The following is a 25,723-nucleotide window of genomic DNA, read 5'->3' as shown; positions in this document are numbered from 1 at the left end:
AGTTGCAATTTTTCCTGCGTTAGACAAAATTTTGATGAAGCCTTTGGCGTCATCAGCGGTCCAACCTTTATTTACTTCGCCATACGTCCCAAAGGAGGCATTCATAAGGTCGTGTTTGGAATTAATTCCGTTCAATTCAAATCGGTATGGGTGTAATGTTACCAGAACATCACCAGAAACATTTCTTTGCGTATCGGTTAAGAAAGCTTCAATATTTCGCATTACTTCATCCAGATAATTTCCTTCGTGCAATAACATGCCGTAGAAATTTCCTTGTTGCTCTTTTTGATACTGTTGCCATTTACTCAAGGTATGTTTCTCTAACAAATGGTGCGCCTTAATAATCAATAGGGGAGCAGCGGCTTCAAAACCAACTCTACCTTTAATTCCGATAATAGTATCACCCACATGAATGTCTCTACCAATACCATATTTAGAGGCAATAGCTTCTAACTTAATAATATTATTGACAGGGTTGTCACTTTTCCCATTTACAGCAACCAATTCTCCTTTTTCAAAAGTAAGTTTTACATCAGAAGGTGTTTGCTCGGTAACCTGACTAGGAAAAGCACTTTCTGGTAAATTTTTGTCTGAAGTTAAAGTTTCTTCACCTCCTACAGATGTTCCCCAAAGCCCCCTGTTTATAGAGTATTTTGCTTTTTCCCAAGAGTAATCAACACCGTTTTTTTGAAGGTATTCAATTTCAACTTCTCTTGCCAAAGTATTATCTCTAATCGGTGTAATGATTTCAATTTCTGGAGCTATGATTTGGAAAATCATATCGAAACGTACTTGGTCATTACCGGCACCTGTGCTACCGTGGGCAATATATTTTGCTCCAATTTTTTTTGCGTGTTTTACAATTTCTATGGCCTGTACAATTCGTTCTGCACTAACCGAAAGGGGATAGGTGTTGTTTTTTAGAACATTACCAAAGATGAGGTATTTAACTACCTTATCATAAAAGGTTTGTACGGCATCAATAGAGGTATATGAGCGTGCCCCTAGTTGAATGGCCTTTTCTTCTATGCTTGCAATTTCTTCCGATGAAAACCCGCCTGTGTTTACACTTACTGCATGTACCTCATATCCTTTATCTTGAGAAAGATATTTTGCGCAATACGATGTGTCTAAGCCACCACTATATGCTAAAACTAATTTGCTCATTCTTTTTCTTTTTTTAGAACTCCTTGTTCTTTATTTTCTGTTGATTTTTTTCTGTTTTTTTCCTTTTCAAGGTTTTCTTTTGCTTCTGGGTCGTATAAAAGTCCAGTGCAAAGGCACATTTTTCGTTCCGTACGCGTTAGAATATCAAAATTCTTACAGGTTTGGCAACCTTTCCAGAATTCTGGGTCATCAGTAAGTTCTGAAAAAGTAACAGGTTTGTATCCCAGTTCGTAATTCATTTTCATTACCGCAAGTCCTGTGGTAATTCCAAAGATTTTGGCATCAGGAAATTTTTCTCTAGAAAGCTCAAAAACAGCACTTTTAATTTTTTTTGCCAACCCTTGTTTTCTGTAATCTGGATGTACAATTAAACCGGAATTAGCCACAAAATTTTTGTTGCCCCAAACTTCTATATAACAGAACCCTGCAAAATTACCCTTATCCAATGCAATAATGGCATTTCCATTTTTTAAACGTTGTAGAATATACTCAGGTGTACGTTTAGCAATACCTGTTCCACGAACTTTTGCCGATTCTGAAATGGTTTCAGAAATGATTGTAGCGTATTTAGAATGTGATTCGTTAGCAATTGTAATTTCCATTGCTAGATATGGTTATTAAATAAATTGGAAAAATGTTTTAGAAACTTTGCGGAAATGGACTCACCTATTTCCATAATAAAATACACCCTTACGGGCGACGGCGAGTAGGGATAAATGAACGAACGGGAGCAAAGTTGCTCTCAAAAGTAAATATGATTGTTTGTTCTTTCATGGAAGTCAAAAGTACAAATTATATTGGACTCTTATAATTAGAACGTTAATTTTTGGAAAATATCACATTATTACCACGGAATTTTAAAAATTCATACACGAAATAGCCAAAAGCAAGAAAATATTCAATGGAGATGAGCCAAAGGTTCTCTCTAAAGTCTGGGATGGAGTAGGCAAAATAACTTAAAACCACTGTGCCGGACCATATAATGGCAAAACGATGGTTCGTAAAAACAACCAATAATAAAAGTGAAATGATATACCATGGATGTACTGTAGAAGATAGAAAATAGTAAAACGTTAATACTAACAACATGGATTTTATGAGTGAATCTAGTTTTTTATTGTTCCTAAGAAAGGTAAGACACATTGTGAATCCAATGACCAGAAATGGAACTAGGTCTCCATATTCTTTTATAAGCCTCCATGGTTTGGCATCATAATAGGTTACTCCAATTTTTTTTAGGATGTTATAAAAACCTGCATTAAACTCAAAATTGGAAAACCACAAGTCCACTGTATTAGAATAGTTGGTTACAAATTCTGGTGAGTAAAATGGCACGAGAGAAATTGCAATAGTTGCACCAATACCAAGATAAAATAACAGGCTTTTTTTAAACCCTAAATAGAATAGGAATAGTGGCAAAAATAAAATGGGAACTAGCTTTAATAAAATTGAACAGGCATAAATTGGCGCCGCCAAAGCCCATTTTTTTATAGAGACTAAATACATGGCCCACACAAAAAAGAAAAGCATAGCACCTTCAAAATGAAGATTCCCTGTGAGTTCTATAATTACCAAAGGGTTTAAAAAATACCAGAAAATAAGATGGGTGGGTTTATTTAGGTTTTGTAATAATTTTTTACCAAAAAGAACAATGCCTACATCTGAAAGAATAATCAAAACCCGCATAGCAATAACTGAGCTTAGAATACTTTTACCACCAATAAAAGAAGCTATTGTAAAAAGTAACTGATTTAAGGGAGGATAATTGCTAAAATGCCGAGCACTTAAACCACCCATACCATGTACAAGTTCTTGGGCATTGGCAACGGCAAAATCTTTTTGCTCCAATAATATATTTGGAGTATACAAATAAGGATTTATGCCTTTTTGAATAAGTTCTCCATCCCAAATAAATCTATAAAAATCTTGGGATAAGTTGGGTTCTGCTATTAGAAAAACCAATCTAAAGAGTATACCAACAACAAGTAGAAATTTAAAATTCCATTTCTCAAACTGTATAAGCTTATAGTAAAGAAAAAAGAGCGCTATAAAAAGGGAAAGGAGTTTAACAAAATCTGTTCTGTCCAAATCATAGGCAAAACTTGCATAAAACCCCATGCTGGCAACAACCATAAGGATTGGATATTTATGAAGTTTAAAATATGTTAGCCCCTTTTTAAACACAGTTGGTACAATATGGTTTGGTTAGGGAATTTAAGAAGAAAGGATGGATATAAAAAAGGGAAAGAAAACTTTGCTTTGTCTAACTTTATATTAAAGAATTTGTAAAATGAACGCAATTTTGAAAATACTAACCAAATTGAAAACACGTAAGTATTTTGTAATTATAATAGGTCCTTGAATTAATAATCAATCTTGTTCTTGATTAATGAGATTTTAAGGGGCACCATTAAAAATTCACAAAGGTGATAATGTTAAATTGGTCACGACTACTGGTTTCAAAAAACTGGTTCATATAACCAGCTTCTATTCTTATATTTTCATTGATATGGTATCCTATACCGCCGTAAAGTCTATTTCTATCAAAAATTGATGTTTTGGTATTTAAAAATATTTCATTGTATGCTGATGCATAAAAGTTCTTGTCTTCTTTTTTGGTTAAAGGAACATTGATGGCAAGAAAATACCTAAAACGCATTTTAAAATCGCTTTCAACAAAACGTTGTTCAAATCTGTACCTATGATTTAATTTAACGGAACCAATACTCTGTTTTGAAGTAAATTGCTGAAAAATACGATGCTCATTTACTGAAACTTTTTCGTCCGTTGCACCTACATAATTTTCAGATAAAATGTAGCCATAACCTAATAGAATATTGTTTTTGTTTTCATTAAAGGTAAAACCTAACCCTGTACGTAATAACAATTGTTCAAGGTCGCCAACAGCATTGTAATTACGGTATTGAACTTCATTGTGCAAATTCCATTTTTGGCCCAACTTTTTGTTCCCAATATAGATGAGCCAATTTCCAAAATCACTTTCTTGAGATTGCCCTATAGTGGGTAGCATTAACCCAAGGATTAATGCTACCAATATTAGTTTATTTTTAGATACATTTTTTTTCATAAAAGTTTTTAATCTTTTGTTATTCGTAAAAAGTTACGGCTCCTGTATGAATATCATACATAGCTCCCAGAATTTGAATTTCGTCATTTTTTTGCATTTCTGCTAATACATCACTATCCTCAATAATTTTATCAATAGTTAATTGTACATTTTTTGCAGCCACATTATTTACAAACTCAATATTTTTTGAGTTTCTAAGACTAGAATCTTCTGGTAATTTTAAGGCATTAACAGCAGGCTTAATTTTATCTAACATACCCGTTAACTTACCTAGTTTGGCATCGTCACAAGCTCCTTTTACAGCTCCACATGTGGTATGACCTAAAACGACAATAAGTTTTGTGCCTGCCAATTTACAAGCAAATTCCATACTGCCCAAAATATCATCGTTTACAAAATTTCCTGCGATGCGAGCACTAAAAATATCTCCGATACCTTGGTCAAAAATTAATTCTGAGGACACTCTAGAATCAATACAGCTTAAAATGGTAGCAAAAGGATATTGCCCATTACTGGTATCATTTACCTGTTCTTTTAAATCTCTATTTGCTTTTAGGTTATCTTGGAATCTTTTATTTCCATCCTTTAAATGTTGTAATGACATTTCAGGTGTCATCAATGCTTGTGTTTCTTTTGTGTGTGCTTTCATAATGTTTTTAATTTATTAAAAATGCTTAGCTTAAACTTAATCTAGACGGAGGCCTTGTTCTAAAAAATTCTATAAAACTGGCTGGGTTCTCTTCAATACCACGTTTGGATACCAATTTAATATCGATATTTCTTTCTTTTGCCTTAAAAAGAAAATCTTCAAGAATTTCTATTATGTCATAATCTAAATATCGGGTTTTGATTAAATCTAGCTCTAAAGAGGTATCACTTGGTAGGCTGTCCAATTCATTAAGAATTGCGCCTTTATTAAAAAAGGTAACCTCTTCTGCTAAGGTCATTTTTATTTTCTTCCCCTTAGGACCTTCTTCTTTGTGTAAAAAGTGTGAATTTTGGTAGCTTTTAATTAAAATTACCACAATACCTACAGCTAAACCTAGACCTATTCCATAAAGCAAGTCAATAAATACAATACCTAAGACAGTTACAGTAAATGGTATACTTTGTTTCCATCCCAAATTATACATTTGTTTAAATAATGCAGGTTTTGCTAATTTGTAACCTACAATTAGTAGAATTGCCGCTAAAACAGATAACGGAATTTTATTTAATAATGTAGGAATTAAAATCACGGAAATTAGCAATAGAAAGCCATGAATAATTGCCGACATTTTACTTCGTCCACCGGATTGAATGTTTGCTGAACTTCTTACAATTACCTGTGTTATAGGCAATCCTCCAATTAATCCAGAAATAATATTTCCTGTTCCTTGCGCTAATAGTTCTCTGTTAGTAGGTGTCACATTTTTATGTGGGTCTAGCTTATCGGTAGCTTCTACACACAATAAAGTTTCTAAACTAGCGACCAAAGCAATTGTAAAGGCTACAATCCAGATGTCAGGATTGCCAATTTCTGCAAAATTAGGAAAACTAAATTGACCTAAGAAAGAATCAAAATTGTCTGGGACAGGCACACTTACCAAATGGGAAGCACTAATTCCAAATTTAGCATTAGATTCCGTAACAAAAAAGTAAACAATACCTGCAACAACGGCAACTAAGGGCCCTTGAATTAGTTGAAAAATCTTCTCTTTTTTGGATAAAACAGTACTCCAAAGCAGTAAAATAGCTAATGCTATTAAACCAATTATGGTTGAGCCTATGCTAATATTGTTAATTGCATTAAAGATTTCAGAAAATGTATTTTCACCATCTATTTGAAAGAATGCAAAATCTCCTTCTGGGTCAGAATCATAACCAAAAAAGTGTGGAATCTGTTTTAGAATAATAATAATTCCGATACCAGTAAGCATACCTTTAATAACAGAAGATGGAAAATAATACCCAATAATACCAGCTTTTAAAACGCCGAAAATCAGTTGTATTATTCCTCCTAAAACCACAGCTACTAAAAAGTTCTCATAGCCGCCTAAGGTACCGATGGCTGTTAATACAATGGCAGCTAACCCAGCTGCAGGGCCACTTACCCCAATTTTAGAACCACTAAGGCCTCCAACTATAATTCCACCAACAATTCCTGCAATTAATCCAGAAAATAGAGGTGCACCACTTGCTAAGGCAATACCTAAACAAAGGGGTAAAGCAACAAAGAATACCACAATACTTGCTGGAATATCGCTTCTTAAATTTGATAAAAGATTATTTTTCATAAACACTAATTTTTTTTAAGGATTTAACAAAAATCAAACACAAATATAATAATACTTTTATAAATGATAGTATTACTATCATAAAAAATGGTTAAACTTTATTACTTTTGAGAATCCACTAGAATTAAGCACTCGCTTATTCTTAATATGGTAAGGAATGAGCATTGAAATTAAAATATCTTTAAATGAGGGCTTATATATTAAGGAGCCCCAAGATTCAAAGCTAGGTAGAAAGATTATACAGTATAGTATTATATTAATTGATGAATTTGGCTTTGAGGCTTTTACGTTTAAGAAATTAGCAGCCGAAATAAATTCAACCGAAGCATCGATTTACAGATACTTTGAGAATAAGCATCTCTTATTAATATTTTTGGTGAATTGGTATTGGGAGTGGGTAAATTACCTAATTACTATTAATACCTTAAATATAGATGACCCAAAGAAAAAGTTAAGAATTATTATCCATTCTTTTGTTTTTGCCTCGCAAGAAAACCCTAGTGTAGATTATGTGAATGAGAGTAAGCTGCACAATATATTTATTTCGGAAGGCGGTAAAGCCTACCACACCAAGGATGTTGATGATGAAAATTCTAAAGGGTTTTTTAGTAGTTATAAGCAATTAGCAAATTCAGTATCTCAAGTAATATCAGAAGTTAACCCTGAGTTTAAGTACCCGTTTGCTTTAGCAACCAACTTGTTTGAAATGTCTAATAACCATATATACTTTGCAAGACACTTACCTAGATTGACAGACATTACCGTTGAAAAAAATGATGTAAAAGAGGTAGAGAGTATGTTAAATTATTTTGCTAATAGATTATTAACATAGAATTTATTCCCACAACATTTGTTGAATATTATAAAAAAAGCAATAGAGACTAAGCCTTAGCTGTAAGCGAATTAAAGAAAACAAAGCCAAAACCTAAGAATAACATTAAATGAAAGGGAAAGAGTCCAAAATCATTTAGAGGTACGGCACTGTACATTCCGAAAAGGAAATATAACATTAATGCAAATTCCAAAATCATGTTTGGAGATAGTTTTTTTGCTAAGTATTTATTGCCTTTCCAACTATCAGAAATGTTATTAATATTGAATTTTGGAGTACGTACAAATTCGCTACGTTTACCCATATGACCTTCTAAAACGGCAAAGGTGTTGTGCAAAGAAAACCCTAAGGCAATAGAGAAAAAGGTAAAGAAGAGTTTTATATAGTCTATAAACTTATCAAAACCACTTCCTTGAATACTTTTATACGTAAACCAATAGCAGACAAAAAGAATAATAGTGCTTACAATAAAGAAGCTTGTTACCTCAAATATCCATCCCAAATGACCATAAATATTCTTAATGTATAGCATGGGGATGCTTAATAAAGCAACAATAAATACACATAAGAACATAGAGCTGTTCAGTAGGTGCATTACGCCATGAAATTTTGTTTTAAAAGGAATGTTCTTGGACTTAACAACACTCCAAACAGTTTTTCTAAAGTTTTCTGCCCCACCTTTGTTCCATCTAAATTGTTGTGAACGTGCAGCACTTATAACTACAGGAAGTTCAGCAGGAGTTTCTACATCTTCCAAGTATTTGAATTTCCAGTTTTTTAATTGGGCGCGGTAGCTAAGATCTAGGTCTTCTGTTAAGGTATCGCCTTCCCAATTACCAGCATCTAAAATGCATTCTTTTCTCCAGATACCTGCGGTGCCATTAAAATTGATAAAATGACCTTTAGAGTTACGACCTACCTGTTCCAATGTAAAGTGAGCATCTAAGGCAAAGGCCTGTATTCTTGTAAGTGTAGAGTAATCTCTGTTTATATGCCCCCATCGTGTTTGTACAACACCAATTTCTTTGTCTTTAAAATAGATAACAGTCTTTTTTAACCAATCTGAATCTGGCAAAAAATCGGCATCAAAAATGGCGATAAACTCACCTTTAGCTATTTCCAATCCCTCTTTTAGAGCACCTGCTTTATAACCTTGCCTATTAGTTCTACGGATATGAGTAATGTCTAGTCCAGTTTTTTGAAGAGCTTCAATATGTTTTGCAGTTTCTATAACAGTGTCATCAGTAGAGTCATCTAACACCTGAATCTCTAACTTACTTTTTGGGTACTCTAATTTGGCAATATTCTCTAGCAAACGCTCCATCACATATTCTTCGTTGTAAACAGGAAGTTGTATGGTTACATAAGGAACTTCTTTACCGTCTAAGAGATTAAATTTTGGTGCTACTTTATTTCTCTTTTTATAACCTAGATAATTAATCAAAAGATTCAGTTGAGCTAGGCTATAGAAGAATATCAATAGCAATGCAATAGTATAAATAGCGATAATGATATAAGAAATTATTAGTCCCATTTTATTTTAAGCTATATTTAAAAATCCAACCTAGAATCTTTACGCCTGCAAAGATACTACCTTTTACAGTACCAGACACTTTTGATATTCCAATTCTTTTTTTGTAATGCACTGGTACTTCGGTATATGTTAATTTATTTTTAAGCACTTTTAATTGCATTTCCACTGTCCAACCATAGGTCTTGTCTTCCATTTGCAACTCCAACAATTTACCATATTTTATGGCTCTAAAGGGTCCCAAGTCGGTAAATTTTGCACCGAAAAACAGATTCATCAAAAAAGTGGCCAATTTATTGCCGAATATTTGCTGAGGGGTCATAGAATTTGCCTCTCTTAGTTCTTTAACCCGTGCTCCAATTACAAAATCCACGTCTTTTTCAATAATTGGTTGTACAATTTTTGAAAGCTCTTCCGGATAATCCGAATAGTCTCCATCAATAAATACGATAATATGAGGCTTCTTGGACTGTTTGGAAATATAATCCATACCACAAAGACAGGCATACCCATACCCTTTCCTAGTTTCAGTTAAGACAGTAGCTCCTGCTCCTTGGGCATTCTCAACAGTTTTATCAGTTGAGTTATTATTTACAACAATAATTTCTGAAACCGTATTTGGAATTTCTGCAATGACCTTTGCAATAGAATCTGCTTCATTATAAGCGGGAATAATTACTTTAATAGTGGTCTGCATTGTAATGTATATTGTACTTAAGTCGGGTTTTATGTCACAAATGTACAATTATAGATTACTTCAATTTATACTCGTGTTGCCCTTCTTTTAATGTAGTTTTCACTCCATGCCATAAAAGAGAGCCAGAAGTGCCTTTAGGAATCGTTATTTCAGCAAATAAAACGTTCTTTTTCTTATTCAAATTAAAATGAATCTCACCCTGAGGAGTAGGTAAAATCCCTTCCATTTTGTTTAGAATGCCAAATACGGGTTCAATTTTTATTTCTTTAAAATTGCTTTTAACTGATGTGATGCCAGCTAAATAATTAAAATAGAAATATGCTGGTGATGCACTCCACGGGTGAACTTCAGAACGCGTGGGACTTGTAACAGATTCAAAACGCTCAAGCGTCGTGGTCATGTTCATTTTTATAAGTTCTTCCCACGGTTTTTGAGCAACATCAAAAAGCGAAGGGTCATTAACCTTTTTTATGGCCTTAAAAAGATAATATCTATAGTAATAAGTGGCTTGTAGTAGAGATTCATCTTCTAAAATCGTCTTTAATAAGGCTGCTTGTTGCTCGGCCGGAAGTGCATCTGTTAATACGGCCATTATATTGGTATGTTGGTCAAAAATTGTCTTGTCTGGCCGTTCTGCATAAATTCCTTTTGAAGCATCAAAACACAAATCATTAACTGCTTTTTTAATTTCTTTGGCTCTAGATTTATAAGTGTTTGCGGTAGCGGTATCACCAATGGCTTCAAACAAACTTGAAGCATTTAGTAAAGCATGCACATAATGTAGACTGACCACTGCAGAATTTTCACCATCATTTTTTGTTGCCGTACCTCCTCCATTATTTGGGCCTGTATACCAATCTACAAAATAGCGGTATTGCGTTTTGTTTACGAGGTTTTGTTTATTCATATTCTTTTCAAAACCATCTAGCGTATGCTCAATTCCACTTTTGTAGGTTTCTATAAAAGTAGTATCGCCCGTTTCATTGTAATAATTTGCTATCATATCTACCCAAACTAGGGAATATGTAGGATAAATAAAGGTAGAACGTAATGGATAGGCTCCCAAAATATTACCTTCTGCATCGCGTGAATGATGAAATTGCCGAATGGCATTTTTGGTGTGGTCCAAATTGCCACTCATAGTTTGCCACAACAAAGCATGAATTTTAGTATCGCCTACGTATTGCATGGTTTCATAATATGCATCACTTAAAAAATAGTCTTGCGTGCATATATCTATGGTGCGTTTGCAGATATCAAAAATCTTATTGTAGGTTTCGTTGTTTGTTTTTAATGACGCAACGGACGGAATGGTAGACCTAGATTTATAATTTAAAAAACTATGAAGTTGTAATTCATGGTCTTTGGTTTCAATTTCAAATTCTATGAACCGAAAAGTGCGCATCCAATTTGGTGTAAACTCTTGAAGGTCTTTTCCGTTTGAAATAATATGGTCATAATAGCCAAAAAGTTTTTTGCCTTCTATGATATTTCGATCTCCCTTGATTATGTTTTCGCCAAATAGGTTTTCGGCATATTTAATTTTTATGCTTGCATTTTTTCCTTGACTAAAAGTTAATTGTGGAAACCCATTTGTAACCACCTTTTGGTCAATTAAAAAAGTAGTGGTGGTATTTGGTGGTAGCGTTAACTCTCCTGAAGCCGGGAAATTGGTTTCTGCTATTAAGTTTTTAGATCTTACAATACCTTTAATTGCTTCTTTTTCCCATGTAAGTAAAGGTAAATTTCTTGGTTCTAATAGATAGGCGATAGAGCCACCCATAGAACTAGCACTTTCATAGAATTTGGTATTTTCCCAATCAGAATCGTCTAGACTAGAAAGCTTCCAATGTGTACTATATTGATTTTTATCTACAAAATCGGTAGGATTGTTGGCATAAAAACCACCAATGATAGACTTTTCACCCGGTTCTCGCCAGTTGACTTCTATGGCTTTGTATGAGACATCAATTTTACATTTCCAATTGTCTCCATCTCCATTTGTGGTTAATATTTTGGCATTATCAGTTACACCATTAACCATAAGGCTCGTGTATATGGATTGAAAACCAAGAAACTTGCGTTTTCCAAAATTCACAACCTTAACAGCTACCGTATTTGTCCCTTTTTTAAGGAATGTTTTTAGGTTTAAAGTTTCGTATTTCCAATGCTTGATATCACTTAGTTGAGGTCCATGAGTGAAAATTTTACCATTTACATAAAGGAAATAATGGTTGTCCGCCGATATGTTTATGATAAAATCTTCATCACTATTTTCAATTTCAAAAGTGTTTCTAAAAAGAATTATAGTGTCTTCACCTCCATGAATATCAGGGTGACTTACCCAACTGGCATCAATTTCTGAAACAAGGTATTTAGGCGTTGGATAGTTTAATTCTTCTTGACTGTAAATAAGTGTAGCTGTAAAAAGAAAAGATAGTAGAAGAATGTTTTTCATTGCATGAATTTCCGAAAAATTGGTGCAATGCCCAAACAGAATTATTTCTTATTCACTATAGTCATTAAATCTACATCATTACCAAGTAAAACGTGGTTGCTATCTATTCTGCCCTCTAATGGACCGTTTTCTAATTTTAAAACACCACGAGGGCAAACAGCAGAACAAATGCCACAGCCAACACAGCTAGAGCGCACAATGTTTTCACCCTTTTGGGCATATGCTCGCACATCAATTCCCATTTCACAATAAGTGGAGCAGTTACCACAAGAAATACATTGTCCGCCGTTAGTAGTTATTCTAAATTTTGAGAATAATTTTTGTTGAAATCCAAGAATGGCTGCCATTGGACATCCAAACCTACACCAAACTCTATTGCCAAGAATTGGGTAGAAGCCAGTGCCAATTACACCAGAAAATATACTGCCAATTAAGAAGGAATAAGATTTGCGTAGTGTTCCAGATTTAACCAAGAAAATGTTACCATCACCACTAAAAAAATGAAGTCCAATTAAGGCAATAATGACCACGAAAAATCCAATAGCTCCATATTGAGCATCTTTCTGTAGTTGTTTTCGTTTGAAAATCATGGTTAGGCTAAAAACAAGGGTTAAAACGACCCCTACACCTATTAAAAATGTCTGTTTGGTTAGCCAATATTTACTAGTATCTTTTCCTAAATAAGAGTAAATAACAGCTGTAGTCATTATGGTTACAAAGACCACAACAATGTGAACTAACCAACGCTCTAGCTTCCATGCGCTTTGTTTTTTACTACTTAATTGACGAAAGGGGTCGCCAATGGTTTCTGCAAGACCGCCACAACCACAGACCCAAGAGCAATACCATCTTTTTCCATATTTGTAGGTTAATATGGGGGATATTACAAAAACTGAAATAATGCCAAATAGTAACATGGCCAAACCAATGTTGCCAGAACTGACGAAGGCTTTTACTCTATACCCCTCAAAATTATAGTAGTTAAGCGGCCACATGTTTTTTAAATCATAATACGGCAGGTTGAGCTTGTCACCATTTAACCGTGCCATGAATTCTGGAATTAGAAATGCAAAAGCCGTTTGAAAGAACATAACACTTAGGGTTCGGATTTTTTCATATCTGTTGTGACGATATTTCCATAGAAATTTAATTCCAAAAGCTAAGATTGCCACGGTGTAAAGTGCGCCATAAACAAACCATTGACTGGCAGGGTTGCCACTAAGTAATTTGCTTAGAGGGTCAAATAAACCAATAACACCTTTATTGTTACCATCGCTTACCAAGCCTAGATACTGCGGATAAAAATAGAGGATTATATAAAAAATGGTCAATGCGATACCAGCAACCCAACCCCAAAGGCCACGACTAGAAATAGATTTAAACCATACTCCGTCATTTTTAATTCCGGGTTGTTTGCTTTTGTAAGCATCCCAGGCAAACCATAAAACCCCAATTGAAATACCCAAAAGGGAAAGTGACAACCATAAACTTTTATTCTGAAAATTAATATTGAAAGCAGCTAATAGTAAAATTGCAAGACCAGCCATGCCTAGTAGTGTGGCCATTTTTTGACCTATACTTAAGGCAGCTGGTGGCTGGCCTGTTAATGCCATGCTTTTGTCGTATGTACTCATTTAGTTGATTTATACTTTTTGGAAAATTCGTTTTAAACTTTTCTTTTTAGGATTGATTGATTTCCCCAGTTCATCATTATATTTTGAAATGATTTCTTTTTCAAAAGTTCTATAAAATTCTGGGTCAAAGTTGGCATCAGTCAAATGTTCCACTACATAATCTATAGAACGTTTCTCTGTTAACCATCGGTCAAAAATTTCATGTCGCATGCGTATTCCAAAAGTGTTGATACCTAGAAAAAGGTTGTTCTCTTTACTGTAAGCTACGGTAATACATATTTTTTCTTTGGGATGGCGCCAATGAAAATGAGTTTCATGTTCTTTCATTCCCCTTTCACTAAAAACCCAACCATAAGTTTGGTATTCTATATCTAAGAATTTTGCGGAATTAAACCAATGTCCAGGTTTGTACTCAGTCGGATTATCACAAATTGTTTGGGCCAACGTTTCACCCATCATACGACCTGTATACCAAACCGCCTCTATAGGTCTTCTGTCACCAATGGCCTCATGCTGTTCAGCACAATCACCAATGGCATAAATATCTTTAATATTTGTTTCTAATAACCGGTTTACTTTAACCCCTCTTCCCAATTCAATTCCTGAATCTTTTAAGAAATCAATGTTTGGAGTGACACCAGCGGTCAACCCAACTACATCACATTCAATAGTATCACCTTTGTCTGTAGTAACCGCTTTTGCACGTCCATTCTCATCGGCAAGGATTTTTACCAAATTAGTATTTAATCTTAAATCTATATGATGTTCTATTATATGTTCATTAACCATTTGGGACTCGCCATTAGGTAGAACACCATTCCAAAAACTAGCTTCGCGAACCAAAAAAGTTACAGGGATATCTCTACTACGTAGCATTTCTGCCAATTCTATGCCTATAAGTCCACCACCAACAATGACTGCTCTTTTGCATACGTTTTTGTTTGGGGCATTGTTTTCTAATAATTCCAAATCTTGCTTAGAGTACAATCCTTGCACACCTTTTAAATCTTGTCCAGGCCATCCAAATTTATTGGGTTTGGATCCTGTGGCAATAATTAATTTGTCGTAAAAAAGTTGTTTGCCATTCGACAGTGAAAGCTCTTTGTTCTTGTGATTCACTTTAGAGACAAACCCATTAACTAAATCAATTCTATTTTTCTTCCAAAACCAATTTTCATAAGGTTGGGTGTGTTCAAACTTCATGTGTCCCATGTAAACATACATGAGAGCTGTACGGGAAAAAAAGTAGTCAGATTCAGCTGAAACAATGGTTATTTTTTTATCTGATAACTTTCGGATATGCCTAGCCGCTGAAACGCCCGCAATTCCGTTTCCAATAATAACAATATGTTCCATTTGTTTATAGCTTCTATAGTATGTCGATTCTAAAGGTAAGAACTTAATAAGAGAGTTTAATTTAGAACAGTTTTAAATATTTAAGGTAGATTATAGTATTTTTAGGAGTTCAATTCATTATCAATGAAAAAGTTAGTAGTTCTATTATTTTGTCTATTGCAGTTTGGATGTCACAAAGAACCTGTCAAAAAAATGAACGGGGTAAGCTTTGTAGCCGCTAGAGAAATACCTTCACAAGAAAGCGTTAATCCGGTTCTAAATATAAATGCAAACTATGCAGCAGTTATGCCTTTTGGTTTTATAAGAGAGTTAAATTCTCCAGAATTGATTTTTGATACAGATAGACAATGGGTGGGGGAAACTAGAAAAGGAGCCAATCAGTACATAGAATTATTGCATAAAAATAATATTAAAGTAATGGTGAAACCTCAAATATGGATTTGGAGGGGACTATTTACTGGAAGTTTAAAAATGAATTCTGAAGAGGAGTGGAAAATTTTGGAGGCCTCTTACGAGAAGTTTATTTTGAATTATGCCGAAATGGCCCAAGAAACAAAAGCTGAACTTTTTTGTATTGGTACCGAGCTGGATCAATTTATAAGAAATAGACCAGAATATTGGAAAGGACTGATTAAAAAGATTAAGGCAGTCTACCAAGGAAAATTGACATATGCTGCCAATTGGGATGAATACCCAAGGACACCTTTTTGGGAGGATTTGGATTATATAGGAATTGATGCTTATTTTCCTTTATCCAAAGAAAAAGTACCAACAGTTGAACAACTGCGAGAGGGTTGGCAACCATATAAAGAAAAGATTTCCAAACTTGCTATGGAAAAAAACAAACCTGTTTTATTTACGGAATACGGTTATAGAAGTATGGAATTTACAGGTATGAAACCATGGTTGGTTGATAGAGATGCCCATAGTGTAAATTTAGATGGACAGGCAAATGCTACTGCAGCCATATTACAAGAGTTCTGGACAGAAGAATGGTTTGCTGGTGGTTTTGTATGGAAATGGTTTATACAGCATGATGAAGTAGGTGGACCAGAAAATAATATGTTTACTCCCCAAAACAAACCTGCCGAAGACGTTTTAAAGTCCTTTTATTCACAATATTAGGAAATATCTCCAGACTTTTAGTTTTTATAATGTTTTGGACTTGCATTTAGTCGATATTTTTGTTAACATTTGTAGTAAAATATTGCAATTTTGAATTTTAGAAGCCCTATCCTTTTTATTTTTATTGTCTTGTGCACTCTTGAGGCACTGTACTCACAGGATTCTCTTGTAACAGTTGTAGCGCAAAAAGGTGACGGAATATATTCAATTTTACGAAAGCAAGGAATTGAGCCAACCAAGTATTATGCTGAATTTGTGGCCCTTAATGAAGATAACCTTAAATTAGGAAGCCATTTGGTGGAAGGGAAAGAATATATTATTCCCTATGCACCAGATTCTGTAAAGGAGCTGGGTACCGAAATAGATTTAGATGAAGGTACTAAGTATCCAATTTTTGGCAAAAAATTCTCGAATGTTACTCCGAAAAGCAAAAAATTGGAAGGTACAGTCTATTACCTTGTATCTGGCCATGGAGGTCCAGACCCTGGTGCCATAGAGACCATGAAAGGCAAAACAATAGCGGAAGATGAATACGCTTATGATGTTACCTTGAGGTTGGCTAGAGAACTACTTTCCCATGGGGCAATGGTGTATATAATTGTAAGGGATGAAAATGATGGTATAAGAGAAGATGAAGCTTTGGAAATTGACCGTGATGAAGTGGTATACCCAGACCAAAAAATACCAAAGGGACAATTAGCTAGATTAGAACAGCGAGTGGAAATCGTAAATAAGTTGTACCTGCAAAATACGGGTAAATATCAAAGATTATTAGTAACTCATGTAGATAGCCGTAGTAGAGGACAGAATATAGATGTTTTCTTTTACCATCATGAAAAAAGCAAAAATGGAAAGAGACTGGCAGAAAGTATTCACAAGACTTTCAAGAAAAAATACAGAAAATACCAACCTAACAGGCAGTATACAGGAACTTTTTCGGACAGAAGTAGTTTGTATTTGGTAAAGAATACTTTACCTGCCATGGCCTATATAGAAATTGGAAACATACGAAATCAAAAAGATCAGAAAAGAATTTTAAATCCAGATAATAGACAGGCACTTGCCAATTGGATAGCACAAGGTGTATTAATGGATAAGGAAAATGACCCGTTGAAACTCTCCAGTGAAGCTATTACAAATGTTAAATTTGATGGTGATAAATAGCTATTCCAGAATATGTTTTTTATAGTAACTATGTAATTCTTCTGGGTTAGCCCCAAATAAGTTTTTTAAATGGATCATTCCAAAATGGAACTGCAACCTAAAAGTGCCGTTATCTTTATATTTTCTTGCTGAGGTCAATACTCTTTCTGGAAGTACAACAAAATCTGTTGCTTTATATAACCTTCCTATGAATTCGCTATCCTCGTAAATAATGTACTTTTCATCAAACCCATTTAATTGGCTAAAGATTGCTTTTTTTACAAAAAGAGATTGGTCACCCCCTCGACATATTTTATGGTTTATTCGCGTTAGGAATGCAAAGAATTTCAGAAAAGGATTTCTGGTGTCAAACTTCATTCTAAAGCACCCCGCATCATTATCTTTTATAACGGCTTTTATGATATGTTGGTCAAAGTTTTTGGGTGGAAAAGTATCTGCATGCAAAAAGTAAAGAATGCTCCCAGTAGCATGTTTGGCCCCAAGGTTCATTTGCTTTGGCCTTCCTTTTTTGGATTTCAATAAAGTAACCTCATGATTTTTACAAATAGCAGCAGTATTGTCCACACTTCCACCATCTACTACCAATACTTCTTTTATGTTTTTGACGGAACTATTTTTCTTGATATATGATAATAGAAATCCTATGCTTTGTTCTTCATTAAGAACAGGAATAATAATACTTATGTTTTGTTCACTACTTTTTTTCATTAAGTGTCCAGTTGTATTCTAAATACTCAATCTCCGAGTTTTGGGATATTTTCTTTTTTGAATATGAGTTTATATAATCTACCAAAGAACCTTTTTTTGTAAAATCTTTTTCATACCACTTAAATATTTTGGAAAGCTGTATTTTCTTTTCTGAAAGGATATTTTTACTAGAATCAATTAAAAAATCTATAGTTGCTTTTTGTAATTGGTTTTCCAGTTTAGAAGCATTGTATGCCTCGTTTATTAATTTTGGGCAAGAATAAGATGCGCAATTAATTGCAAAATGAATTCTTGGTTCACCCATTTTTCTAAGAATTTTATGTTCTATCCCTCCCAAAGACCATTTTTTGCCCCCAATCCAAACCTCTTTTTTGCTCCATGGATTTTTAATGTCCTTAATACTTTTAAGGGGATAATTGTTCAGAATCAGCTTTACAGTTGCTGCATTGTAAAGATTGATATAATATGCCAGTTCTTCATTTTTGTTCCAACCTTTGACAGGGTGATTGGATGCCATATCATTCAAATAACCGTTTAATGCATCAGCATCACTTTTAAAGCTTTTGTAATTTACATCGCCATTTTCTGCTACATGTTTTTTTAGTAGGTTTTCCCATGTTGAATGCATATTTTTCTGGGCATTAAGGCTGCCAAGAAAAAAAAACATAGTTAGAATTGATATAGATTTTACCATCATGGATAACAATTAACAACAACCCCCACCATTATAGTGCCATGTACTTTCGCTAATATGAATTTGGTCGCTAAACGTAGCCAAAGCAGCAGCAGTTTTATCGCAAACAGCTATGGGTTGATTTTGAATAAGAACGTGACCTTTTTTATCATCTATATATTCCTCATCACCATAATAAATAGCTGTTTTGCCAGTAAACATACACGGCCCATCTTCTGGCATTGGGTCTTTTATGGCAGCAATTTCAATGGATTCAATATAAATTAATTCACCAGTGGGATAATGGTTGGGAGATAATACTCGGTACGATTTTCTTGCTCTAATTTCAATAGTGCCAAAACCAGCATCCGTCAAAACTCTTACATAGTCTTTTAGTGGAATGCTACCGCTTAAACACAAAGCACGCAATCTATCATCATTTCTAAGAGTATCATTTATAGGTTGCTCACAAATGGGATCACTCATAACCAATCGTCCATGAGGTTTAAGTACACGGTACATTTCTGAAACAGCTTTTTTAAGGTCTTCTATTTTAAAAATGTTAAAAAGACAGTTCTGTGCTGCAACATCAATACTTTCATCTTCAACAGGTAGATTTAAAGCGTCGCCTTTCACAAGGTTTACAAAATCACTTTTAAACCAATCATTTTCTTTTTCTGCAACCTTAAAATTTTTTCTTGAGGCTTCCAACATTTCATCAACCATATCAACCCCTGTAACACCTTCTTTTTGTCTAGAGAAGTATGCAAATTGTAACAACTCCATACCACCACCTACACCTACATACAATACTTTAGGATTGTTGATTAAATCTTGAGGAGAAACCGTACTACCACAACCATAGTTCATTTCCTGCATTATTTTTGGGATAGAAAGTCCTGGAAATTGCCAAATAGGGTTTGTGGTACAACAAAGGCCTACATCCGGGGTTATTGCAGCTTCTTTGTATAGGTCAGCTGTTGCTTCTAAATAACTCATATAATTTTTATCAATTCTTTAAATAACTTAATCATTTTTGGCTCTGTGTTGCCTGCTATTTCTATAATTTCTTGAATGTTAACTGGTTGCAAATTATCCGGATCACATTCATCTGTTAAGACTGAAACAGCTACAATGGGTAGTCGTAAATGATTGGCAACAATTACTTCTGGTACTGTACTCATTCCAACGGCATCGGCGCCAATTATTTTTAGCATTCGATATTCTGCCTTGGTTTCTAGTTGTGGCCCCACTACAGAAGCATAGACACCAGATTTTAATGAAATGTCTTCTTTTTTGGCAATTTCTTTTAATTTACGACACATATCTATGTCATATGGTTCTCCCATATCCACAAAGCGGTCTCCAAATTCTCCAACATTTTTAAAGGCCAAAGGTGAGCCACCTTGCAGGTTAATATGATCCTCAATTAACATTATGTCTCCCTTTTTATAATCTAGGTTGATGGCGCCAGCTGCATTGGAAATAAAAAGGGTTTTTATGCCCAATAGGTGCATTACACGAATTGGATAGGTGACATCTATAAGGTCGTAGCCTTCATATAGATGAAAACGTCCTTCCATGACCACCACTTTTTTACCCTCCAAGATTCCGAAAATAAGCTTCCCCGAATGGAATTCAACAGTAGCTATAGGAAAAGAAGGAATGTTGTGATAATGTGCCACAATTGGCTCTTCTATTTCATCCCCTAACTTTCCCAGTCCTGTGCCTAGGACTACACCAATTTCTGGGGTGTCAAAACCTTTACTTATTAGATAATCAACGGATTCTTGTAATTGTTTGCTTGTCATATTTTAATGTCTTTTAAAAAAGATTGAAATGCAGGGACACTTTTAATATCATCGTACACATCCACATCATTCTTGGTTTCCAACAATTTAACGGTTTCATTTTTTAAATCATTTAGGGTGTCTTTCAGTACAGAATCTGTTCCCCAATTTTTGTCTTCAAAAAGTGCTGGTTTCCAAGTTTTCATTCCAAGTAAATAGTACCCTCCGTCCATGGCTGGGCCAAGAACAAAATCGTTTTGGTCCAAGGCAGAGAAAGCAGTTTCCAAATCTACTTGAGCTAAATCATACATATCACTCCCTATGATGCATATTTTTTTAAATCCATCAGCAAAACCATTATAAAAAGCTTTGCTCATTCGTTCCCCCAAATCATTCCCTTGTTGTAATTTTTTATCAAAAATTGAGGTGTCCCAAATATCATTGTTCCATATCTTTTCGGAGTAGTGTACTTGTTTGTGCACAGAAAGTCTATTTGTAATGGTAACGGTATGATTCAGTAGAAATTTATATATATTCAATGCTGTTTCGTCCCCAACTATAGTTGCTAATCGGGTCTTGCATTTACCCAGTTCTGGATTACGTGTAAAGATGATTAATAGGTCTTTGGAATCCACCAAACTAAAATGAACGGTCAGCTTGTCTCGTTCTTCAGTTATATTATTTAGGATACCCATTTTTTGATTTTAAGTTTGTAAATTAACATATTCAAAGATACTTTATATGAGGAGGTTTTCTAAATGATTGGAACATTATGAGTCACTTTTTAAGAGTTTTTATTATACTGTCGTTTATAATTTGCTTTTCTTGCAAAGAAGAAAAAGAACAGAATAGCGTTAAAGAAAAAATGACAGGTATTTACCAAGAAGACTTTAGACCTCAATATCATTTTTCACCTGCAGAAAAATGGATGAATGATCCTAACGGGTTGGTGTATCATAAAGGAGTTTATCATCTTTTTTATCAATATTATCCAGATGATATTGTTTGGGGACCCATGCATTGGGGACATGCTGTGAGTAAGGATATGATTCATTGGGAACATAAGCCTATCGCATTGTTTCCAGATGAGCATGGACTTATTTTTTCTGGAAGTGCTGTTGTGGATGTTTCAAACTCCTCTGGTTTGGGCGCTAAAGATAATCCACCTTTGGTGGCCATTTTCACGTATCACCTTATGGAAGGTGAAGAGGCTGGTAGAACGGACTATCAAACTCAAGGTATTGCCTATAGTTTGGACAATGGTGAGACTTGGACAAAATATGAAGGAAATCCTGTAATAGGGAATGAGGGAATAAAGGACTTTAGGGACCCCAAAGTCTTTTGGAACAGTAAAATTGATAAATGGACAATGCTTTTAGTAGCTGGTGACCATTTACAGATTTGGAATTCAGATAATTTAATAAATTGGGAGAAGATAAGTGAGTTTGGAAAAAACCAAGGAGCACATGGTGGTGTTTGGGAGTGTCCAGATATGTTTCCTTTAAAAGTTGAAGGAACTGATGAGGAAAAATGGATTTTACTAATTAGTATTAATCCTGGTGCACCAAATGGAGGGAGCGGCACACAGTATTTTATTGGCGATTTTGATGGAGAAACTTTCACATCTGACCAACAAGAACATAAATGGATAGATTGGGGAACAGATAATTATGCAGGTGTTACATACAATAACATTCCTAATAATGACCGCGTTTTTATTGGATGGATGAGCAACTGGAATTATGCAAGGGATACACCCACAGAAAAATGGCGCAGTGCCATGACCGTTCCTAGAAAATTGTCATTAGAGAAAGTAGGAGACACCTATGAATTAATCAATTATCCTTTAGAAAGTTTTGAAAACATTGTTGAAAAGGGAACAAAGGAAACTTTTAATCTTGATGCAGGGCGAACAAAGGAATTCGGTTTTGAAAATCTTAATCAAGCTGAAGTGAAATTTACAACTTCGGCAAGAGATTTTAATCTGGTTTTTAAAAATGAAAAGAATGAAGAATTGATATTGGGTATGGATACTCAAAAGAAACTCTTCTCAATTGACCGAAGCAAATCTGGGGAAATTGACTTTAAAGAATCTTTTGGAGAAATTCAAAGTATGCCCATTTCCAATTTACCTGAAGGGGAATATGAAATTAAAATTTTAATGGATTGGTCATCAGTAGAAGTTTTTATCAATAAGGGACAGTATGTAATGACGGCTCAGATTTTCCCCAACGAATTATATACAAATCTGCTAATAGAAAACACATCAGAAATTCAATCTGTATATAAAGATGTTGAAATAAACAAGGTAAAGTCTATTTGGTAGAAACCAGTTCTTTTGCCAAAACTTCCAAGTCAATACCCATATTCTCTTTATTAACTCGAATAACCTGTTCTTTTAAGTCTTTAGGCAATTGGGAATATCCATTCTTTGCACCCAAAATCATTCCAGCAACTGCGGCGACTGTATCATTATCCCGACCATAGTTCACAATAAATTGCAAGGTCTTTGTAAAATCTCCTTCTCCAAATTTGAGCCCAGTAAAGAGAATTTGCCAAATTTCACCTGAATGGAAGGGAATAGCTTTTTGATTGTCTTCTAAGATTTGATAAACAAATTCCTGTTGTTGCCAATCCAAATTAGTTCCTAAAAATCCACTTGGTACTTGACCTGCAAAATTTTCATCTATTAGCACTTTTTTTGCATCTAATACGGCATTTTCACCTCTTGTTGCCAAATCAAGAGAAATACGCCCCACTAATCTGCTATCTTGATAATGATATGGGTCTACAAAAACAGCTGTATTTAAAATAGAATCCAAATCATTTGTCTGCATAGCAGTATTTGTCATAGCTGCAACCAAACTTGAAATGTCTTTCGCATATCCTATATCAAAAAGGGTATGGTCATATGCCATTGAGTAAGCTTCGGTTGGATTTTTGGCGGTTAAACCAAACATGGGGCTGTAGAGCATACCAGCGCAGGACATTTCACCACCATAAAAACGATTCATGGCCTGTAAATATGCTGTATTTCCTTTTTGATAGCCCAAGGCAACGCGTGTCCATTCCTTTATCCAATCTATTTTTTCAATCTGATGGTCTAAGGCATCCGTATTTATGAGATTTTCCTCAGCAACTAAATCCTTTGTAAGGGATTGATAATATTCAACTATAAAATCAGCAAAATGTTCTGGTTCCATTTCAGAACCGTAGGTTGAGAAATACTTGGTGGCCAATAATTTCCAACGGGTATCATCGGTGGTAGCACCAGGGGAAAGATTGTGGTCCCAAGTTCCCTCCGGGGACTGTAATCTAACAGCGGGCGTAAGCCCGGTAATATATCCATATTTTTTTTGAATATCGGTTCTATGCCACATTTCTGTTGAAGCTCCCATGGCATCACCAATTGCTGAGCCTACCAAGGCCCCCAATACCTTGTCGTAATATTCGTTTTCTGATAAGTTAAGGGTCTGTTCGCCATAATTGCTTCTTATGGGTTGCGGAATATCAACAACTGCGGATTTAGATTCTTCTTTACAAGAAAAAAGCAGTAAAACAATCAAGCCATATAAGATATGTTTTTTCATGATAAAATCATTTTTCTAGCGCTTTGCAATAGAGAATCTTTTTCCTGCAACGTTCTGTCTAAAGGTAACTGGGCAAGGCCAATTAATCTGCGCATAATCTCTATCCCAGCAACCTGTCTAATTAGCTTGGTATCCACTTTGTGATTGTAATGTTCTAAAATTACATCAAGAAAATAGCCTTCCATAGTTGCTATGTTCAAATGGGCCAACATAATGCCAAGGTCAAATTCAGCAAACCCAACAAAACTGAATTCAGGATCAATTACATATATGTTGTTCTCTTTAGACATCCAACTGCCAGGATAATAATCACCATGTACTAGAACATTACCTTCCTGTAAGTATTTTTCCCCAATTCTATGAACTATCTTTTTCAAAGCAGTATCCTTTTTGTATGGTATGGAAAGTTCTTGTAAGCCATCTTGTATATCATTTAACGGAAAGTCATTATTTTCCAAAAAAGGCAATACAAAGATGTGCTGATGGTTTAATTGCCGTAATCCCAAATTTTTAGAAAAATTTTCTTCTACACTTTTAACGTGAATAATGTTGAGAAACTGAATTAACTCAATGAGAGGTTTAATATAAATCTTTCTGTTTTCATAAATGAAAGTCATGTCCTTACATTCCCCTAAATCTTCAATCATAAGTAAATGCTCAGGAGCATTGTAATTTATAATTTTAGGAATGCTGCCTATCAATTTCTCATCCTGAATAGTTGTATAGAATTGATGCTCTACATCAACGCGTTCAATAGGAGCTTCAATCTGCTGATATTTTTGAACATAGGGTCTAGACTGTTTAAGGATAAAAGAACGTTCATTAGTTCTAACTCTAAGAACAACATTCATATTCCCTTCTCCAGGTTTTTCGATTGATAACACCTCTTCTCTATTAGAATTTAAAAAATCCAGATAAAAAAGATAGTTTTGCAACTCAATAAGTGGAGTTTCAACATTAATAAATACCAAAGCAATTTCTTTTAAGAAATACTAAGATAATAATCTATGATATATAACTGCTTTGTAGTTGAAATCTAATTTTATAGAAAGAATGACCTTAAAGGTTTTTTGGTAATCCGTTAAGCCTTTTTTCTATTTTCTTTTTCTTTACGGTAAGTCTTTTCATCACATCCATTAAATCAGCATCCTTGGTCTCTTTGTAAATTTCGTTGATAGATAAAATCAATGCTTTTGCCTCTCTTGTAGCGGCAACTCTATCACTCGTGGACATATTGGACATTTTCCTCTGCTCAAACTCAAGAGCTTTCTCTAGTAGTTCCATTTTTGTTGTAAAATTAATTCTTGACCCTTGCTTATACAAGTAAAAATAATTGTCTTATCTTATTGGTATATAGTGCTTATCTATATGGACGAGACTTTTTCTTATTCTAAACGGGCTTTTTATTTAAACTTTAATGTTTTTTGATGGAAAGTTAAATAAGCCTAAAACTTCCCCGATTGACTAATGTATATAAATTAATTTTGTTTTCATAATCAGTAGAAACTATTTATTAACTAAATACAAAAAATCCCAATTCCTAAGAATCGGGATTTAAGTGGTGCCTCCAGGAATCGAACCAGGGACACATGGATTTTCAGTCCATTGCTCTACCAACTGAGCTAAGGCACCAT

Annotated in this window: 23 protein-coding genes and 1 tRNA gene; 4 read left to right on the top strand and 20 right to left on the bottom strand. The window is 34.5% G+C overall.

What is annotated here, in order from left to right:
* The 6 genes from argG to AC000W_RS14890 all read right to left on the bottom strand — a co-directional run.
* The coding region (gene argG, locus AC000W_RS14915) for an argininosuccinate synthase (protein WP_474749427.1) at positions 1–1,167 on the bottom strand (1,167 nt) is incomplete at its 3' end.
* On the bottom strand, positions 1,164–1,769 hold the full coding sequence (locus AC000W_RS14910) for a GNAT family N-acetyltransferase (RefSeq protein ID WP_474749425.1): 606 nt from the start codon (positions 1,767–1,769) through the stop codon (positions 1,164–1,166). The genes argG and AC000W_RS14910, both read right to left, overlap by 4 nt.
* Before the next feature lie 217 nt (positions 1,770–1,986).
* Positions 1,987–3,300, bottom strand: coding sequence for an MptA/MptB family glycosyltransferase (locus AC000W_RS14905; RefSeq protein ID WP_474749424.1), 1,314 nt, complete (start codon positions 3,298–3,300; stop codon positions 1,987–1,989).
* A 277-nt stretch (positions 3,301–3,577) separates the two neighbouring features.
* Positions 3,578–4,255: a DUF2490 domain-containing protein gene (locus AC000W_RS14900; RefSeq protein ID WP_474749423.1), complete on the bottom strand. Its 678-nt coding sequence runs from the start codon at positions 4,253–4,255 to the stop codon at positions 3,578–3,580.
* Positions 4,256–4,274: 19 nt separating this feature from the next.
* On the bottom strand, positions 4,275–4,904 hold the full coding sequence (locus tag AC000W_RS14895) for a carbonic anhydrase family protein (protein ID WP_474749422.1): 630 nt from the start codon (positions 4,902–4,904) through the stop codon (positions 4,275–4,277).
* Between the two features lie 25 nt (positions 4,905–4,929).
* Entirely contained in the window at positions 4,930–6,531 is a 1,602-nt protein-coding gene (locus AC000W_RS14890) for a SulP family inorganic anion transporter (RefSeq protein WP_474749420.1), read from the bottom strand.
* Positions 6,532–6,688: 157 nt separating this feature from the next.
* Here AC000W_RS14890 and AC000W_RS14885 point away from each other — a divergent pair, with 157 nt between their 5' ends.
* Positions 6,689–7,363, top strand: coding sequence for a TetR/AcrR family transcriptional regulator (locus AC000W_RS14885; protein ID WP_474749419.1), 675 nt, complete (start codon positions 6,689–6,691; stop codon positions 7,361–7,363).
* A 49-nt stretch (positions 7,364–7,412) separates the two neighbouring features.
* On the opposite strand, the gene AC000W_RS14880 is transcribed toward AC000W_RS14885, so the two are convergent.
* From AC000W_RS14880 to AC000W_RS14860, 5 genes are read right to left on the bottom strand one after another with little or no spacing between them, the layout of a single operon-like run.
* The gene (locus tag AC000W_RS14880) at positions 7,413–8,897 is read right to left on the bottom strand and encodes a cellulose synthase family protein (protein ID WP_474749418.1); all 1,485 of its coding nucleotides are present in this window, start codon (positions 8,895–8,897) and stop codon (positions 7,413–7,415) included.
* 1 nt (position 8,898) lies between these two features.
* A complete protein-coding gene (locus AC000W_RS14875; protein ID WP_474749416.1) occupies positions 8,899–9,591 on the bottom strand; it encodes a glycosyltransferase family 2 protein in 693 nt (230 codons plus the stop codon).
* A 55-nt stretch (positions 9,592–9,646) separates the two neighbouring features.
* Entirely contained in the window at positions 9,647–12,049 is a 2,403-nt protein-coding gene (locus AC000W_RS14870) for an alpha-L-rhamnosidase-related protein (RefSeq protein ID WP_474749414.1), read from the bottom strand.
* 41 nt (positions 12,050–12,090) lie between these two features.
* Positions 12,091–13,683, bottom strand: coding sequence for a 4Fe-4S binding protein (locus AC000W_RS14865; protein WP_474749412.1), 1,593 nt, complete (start codon positions 13,681–13,683; stop codon positions 12,091–12,093).
* Positions 13,684–13,692: 9 nt separating this feature from the next.
* On the bottom strand, positions 13,693–15,039 hold the full coding sequence (locus tag AC000W_RS14860; protein WP_474749411.1) for an NAD(P)/FAD-dependent oxidoreductase: 1,347 nt from the start codon (positions 15,037–15,039) through the stop codon (positions 13,693–13,695).
* Positions 15,040–15,162: 123 nt separating this feature from the next.
* Between AC000W_RS14860 and AC000W_RS14855 the strand changes: the two genes are divergently transcribed.
* Positions 15,163–16,164, top strand: a complete 1,002-nt coding sequence (locus tag AC000W_RS14855) for a glycoside hydrolase family 113 (RefSeq protein WP_474749409.1) — start codon at positions 15,163–15,165, stop codon at positions 16,162–16,164.
* Between the two features lie 90 nt (positions 16,165–16,254).
* Entirely contained in the window at positions 16,255–17,328 is a 1,074-nt protein-coding gene (locus tag AC000W_RS14850; protein ID WP_474749407.1) for an N-acetylmuramoyl-L-alanine amidase family protein, read from the top strand.
* Here AC000W_RS14850 and AC000W_RS14845 read toward each other — a convergent pair whose 3' ends face one another.
* Genes AC000W_RS14845 through AC000W_RS14825 form a run of 5 tightly spaced genes read right to left on the bottom strand, consistent with a single transcriptional unit; the run spans position 17,329 to position 21,194 of the window.
* Positions 17,329–18,036 (bottom strand): TIGR04283 family arsenosugar biosynthesis glycosyltransferase, encoded by a 708-nt coding sequence (locus AC000W_RS14845; protein WP_474749405.1) that lies wholly within the window; start codon positions 18,034–18,036, stop codon positions 17,329–17,331. It lies immediately after the preceding gene.
* Positions 18,023–18,703 (bottom strand): DUF547 domain-containing protein, encoded by a 681-nt coding sequence (locus AC000W_RS14840; protein WP_474749403.1) that lies wholly within the window; start codon positions 18,701–18,703, stop codon positions 18,023–18,025. The genes AC000W_RS14845 and AC000W_RS14840 overlap by 14 nt, the downstream gene beginning before the upstream one ends.
* A gap of 39 nt (positions 18,704–18,742) precedes the next feature.
* Positions 18,743–19,708 carry an arsenosugar biosynthesis arsenite methyltransferase ArsM gene (arsM, locus tag AC000W_RS14835; protein ID WP_474749402.1) on the bottom strand — a complete coding sequence of 322 codons (966 nt, stop codon included), beginning with the start codon at positions 19,706–19,708 and terminating at the stop codon, positions 18,743–18,745.
* Complete coding sequence (locus AC000W_RS14830; protein ID WP_474749400.1) at positions 19,705–20,520, bottom strand: purine-nucleoside phosphorylase; 816 nt, start codon at positions 20,518–20,520, stop codon at positions 19,705–19,707. The genes arsM and AC000W_RS14830 overlap by 4 nt, the downstream gene beginning before the upstream one ends.
* Positions 20,517–21,194: a TIGR04282 family arsenosugar biosynthesis glycosyltransferase gene (locus AC000W_RS14825; RefSeq protein WP_474749399.1), complete on the bottom strand. Its 678-nt coding sequence runs from the start codon at positions 21,192–21,194 to the stop codon at positions 20,517–20,519. Before AC000W_RS14825 ends, AC000W_RS14830 begins: the two co-directional genes overlap by 4 nt.
* Positions 21,195–21,271: 77 nt before the next feature.
* Between AC000W_RS14825 and AC000W_RS14820 the strand changes: the two genes are divergently transcribed.
* Positions 21,272–22,825: a glycoside hydrolase family 32 protein gene (locus tag AC000W_RS14820; RefSeq protein ID WP_476658686.1), complete on the top strand. Its 1,554-nt coding sequence runs from the start codon at positions 21,272–21,274 to the stop codon at positions 22,823–22,825.
* On the opposite strand, the gene AC000W_RS14815 is transcribed toward AC000W_RS14820, so the two are convergent.
* From AC000W_RS14815 to AC000W_RS14800, 4 genes are all read right to left on the bottom strand, one after another.
* Positions 22,815–24,089, bottom strand: coding sequence for an ADP-ribosylglycohydrolase family protein (locus tag AC000W_RS14815; RefSeq protein WP_474749395.1), 1,275 nt, complete (start codon positions 24,087–24,089; stop codon positions 22,815–22,817). The two genes, AC000W_RS14820 and AC000W_RS14815, sit on opposite strands and share 11 nt — an antisense overlap.
* A complete protein-coding gene (locus AC000W_RS14810) occupies positions 24,086–25,060 on the bottom strand; it encodes a phosphotransferase (protein ID WP_474749394.1) in 975 nt (324 codons plus the stop codon). Before AC000W_RS14810 ends, AC000W_RS14815 begins: the two co-directional genes overlap by 4 nt.
* Positions 25,061–25,148: 88 nt before the next feature.
* Entirely contained in the window at positions 25,149–25,373 is a 225-nt protein-coding gene (locus AC000W_RS14805) for a hypothetical protein (RefSeq protein ID WP_474749392.1), read from the bottom strand.
* 275 nt (positions 25,374–25,648) lie between these two features.
* Positions 25,649–25,721, bottom strand: a tRNA-Phe gene (locus tag AC000W_RS14800).
* Between the last annotated feature and the right edge of the window lie 2 nt (positions 25,722–25,723).

Source organism: Saonia sp. (assembly GCF_056326165.1).
The sequence above is the reverse complement of the archived record's forward strand: the minus strand, read 5'-3'. Positions and strand labels throughout refer to the sequence as shown.

Excerpts from the sequence above, each read along its gene's own strand:
- AC000W_RS14815 (WP_474749395.1), bottom strand. The coding sequence starts at position 24,089 with ATGAAAAAACATATCTTATATGGCTTGATTGTTTTACTGCTTTTTTCT.
- AC000W_RS14830 (WP_474749400.1), bottom strand. The coding sequence starts at position 20,520 with ATGACAAGCAAACAATTACAAGAATCCGTTGATTATCTAATAAGTAAA.
- AC000W_RS14840 (WP_474749403.1), bottom strand. The coding sequence starts at position 18,703 with ATGTTTTTTTTTCTTGGCAGCCTTAATGCCCAGAAAAATATGCATTCA.
- AC000W_RS14895 (WP_474749422.1), bottom strand. The coding sequence starts at position 4,904 with ATGAAAGCACACACAAAAGAAACACAAGCATTGATGACACCTGAAATG.
- AC000W_RS14880 (WP_474749418.1), bottom strand. The coding sequence starts at position 8,897 with ATGGGACTAATAATTTCTTATATCATTATCGCTATTTATACTATTGCA.
- AC000W_RS14900 (WP_474749423.1), bottom strand. The coding sequence starts at position 4,255 with ATGAAAAAAAATGTATCTAAAAATAAACTAATATTGGTAGCATTAATC.
- AC000W_RS14825 (WP_474749399.1), bottom strand. The coding sequence starts at position 21,194 with ATGGGTATCCTAAATAATATAACTGAAGAACGAGACAAGCTGACCGTT.
- AC000W_RS14885 (WP_474749419.1), top strand. The coding sequence starts at position 6,689 with ATGAGCATTGAAATTAAAATATCTTTAAATGAGGGCTTATATATTAAG.
- AC000W_RS14845 (WP_474749405.1), bottom strand. The coding sequence starts at position 18,036 with ATGAAAAAAAGTAGTGAACAAAACATAAGTATTATTATTCCTGTTCTT.
- AC000W_RS14820 (WP_476658686.1), top strand. The coding sequence starts at position 21,272 with ATGAGTCACTTTTTAAGAGTTTTTATTATACTGTCGTTTATAATTTGC.
- AC000W_RS14870 (WP_474749414.1), bottom strand. The coding sequence starts at position 12,049 with ATGAAAAACATTCTTCTACTATCTTTTCTTTTTACAGCTACACTTATT.
- AC000W_RS14805 (WP_474749392.1), bottom strand. The coding sequence starts at position 25,373 with ATGGAACTACTAGAGAAAGCTCTTGAGTTTGAGCAGAGGAAAATGTCC.
- arsM (WP_474749402.1), bottom strand. The coding sequence starts at position 19,708 with ATGAGTTATTTAGAAGCAACAGCTGACCTATACAAAGAAGCTGCAATA.
- AC000W_RS14890 (WP_474749420.1), bottom strand. The coding sequence starts at position 6,531 with ATGAAAAATAATCTTTTATCAAATTTAAGAAGCGATATTCCAGCAAGT.
- AC000W_RS14865 (WP_474749412.1), bottom strand. The coding sequence starts at position 13,683 with ATGAGTACATACGACAAAAGCATGGCATTAACAGGCCAGCCACCAGCT.
- AC000W_RS14910 (WP_474749425.1), bottom strand. The coding sequence starts at position 1,769 with ATGGAAATTACAATTGCTAACGAATCACATTCTAAATACGCTACAATC.
- AC000W_RS14855 (WP_474749409.1), top strand. The coding sequence starts at position 15,163 with ATGAAAAAGTTAGTAGTTCTATTATTTTGTCTATTGCAGTTTGGATGT.
- AC000W_RS14860 (WP_474749411.1), bottom strand. The coding sequence starts at position 15,039 with ATGGAACATATTGTTATTATTGGAAACGGAATTGCGGGCGTTTCAGCG.
- AC000W_RS14905 (WP_474749424.1), bottom strand. The coding sequence starts at position 3,300 with ATGGTTGTTGCCAGCATGGGGTTTTATGCAAGTTTTGCCTATGATTTG.
- AC000W_RS14875 (WP_474749416.1), bottom strand. The coding sequence starts at position 9,591 with ATGCAGACCACTATTAAAGTAATTATTCCCGCTTATAATGAAGCAGAT.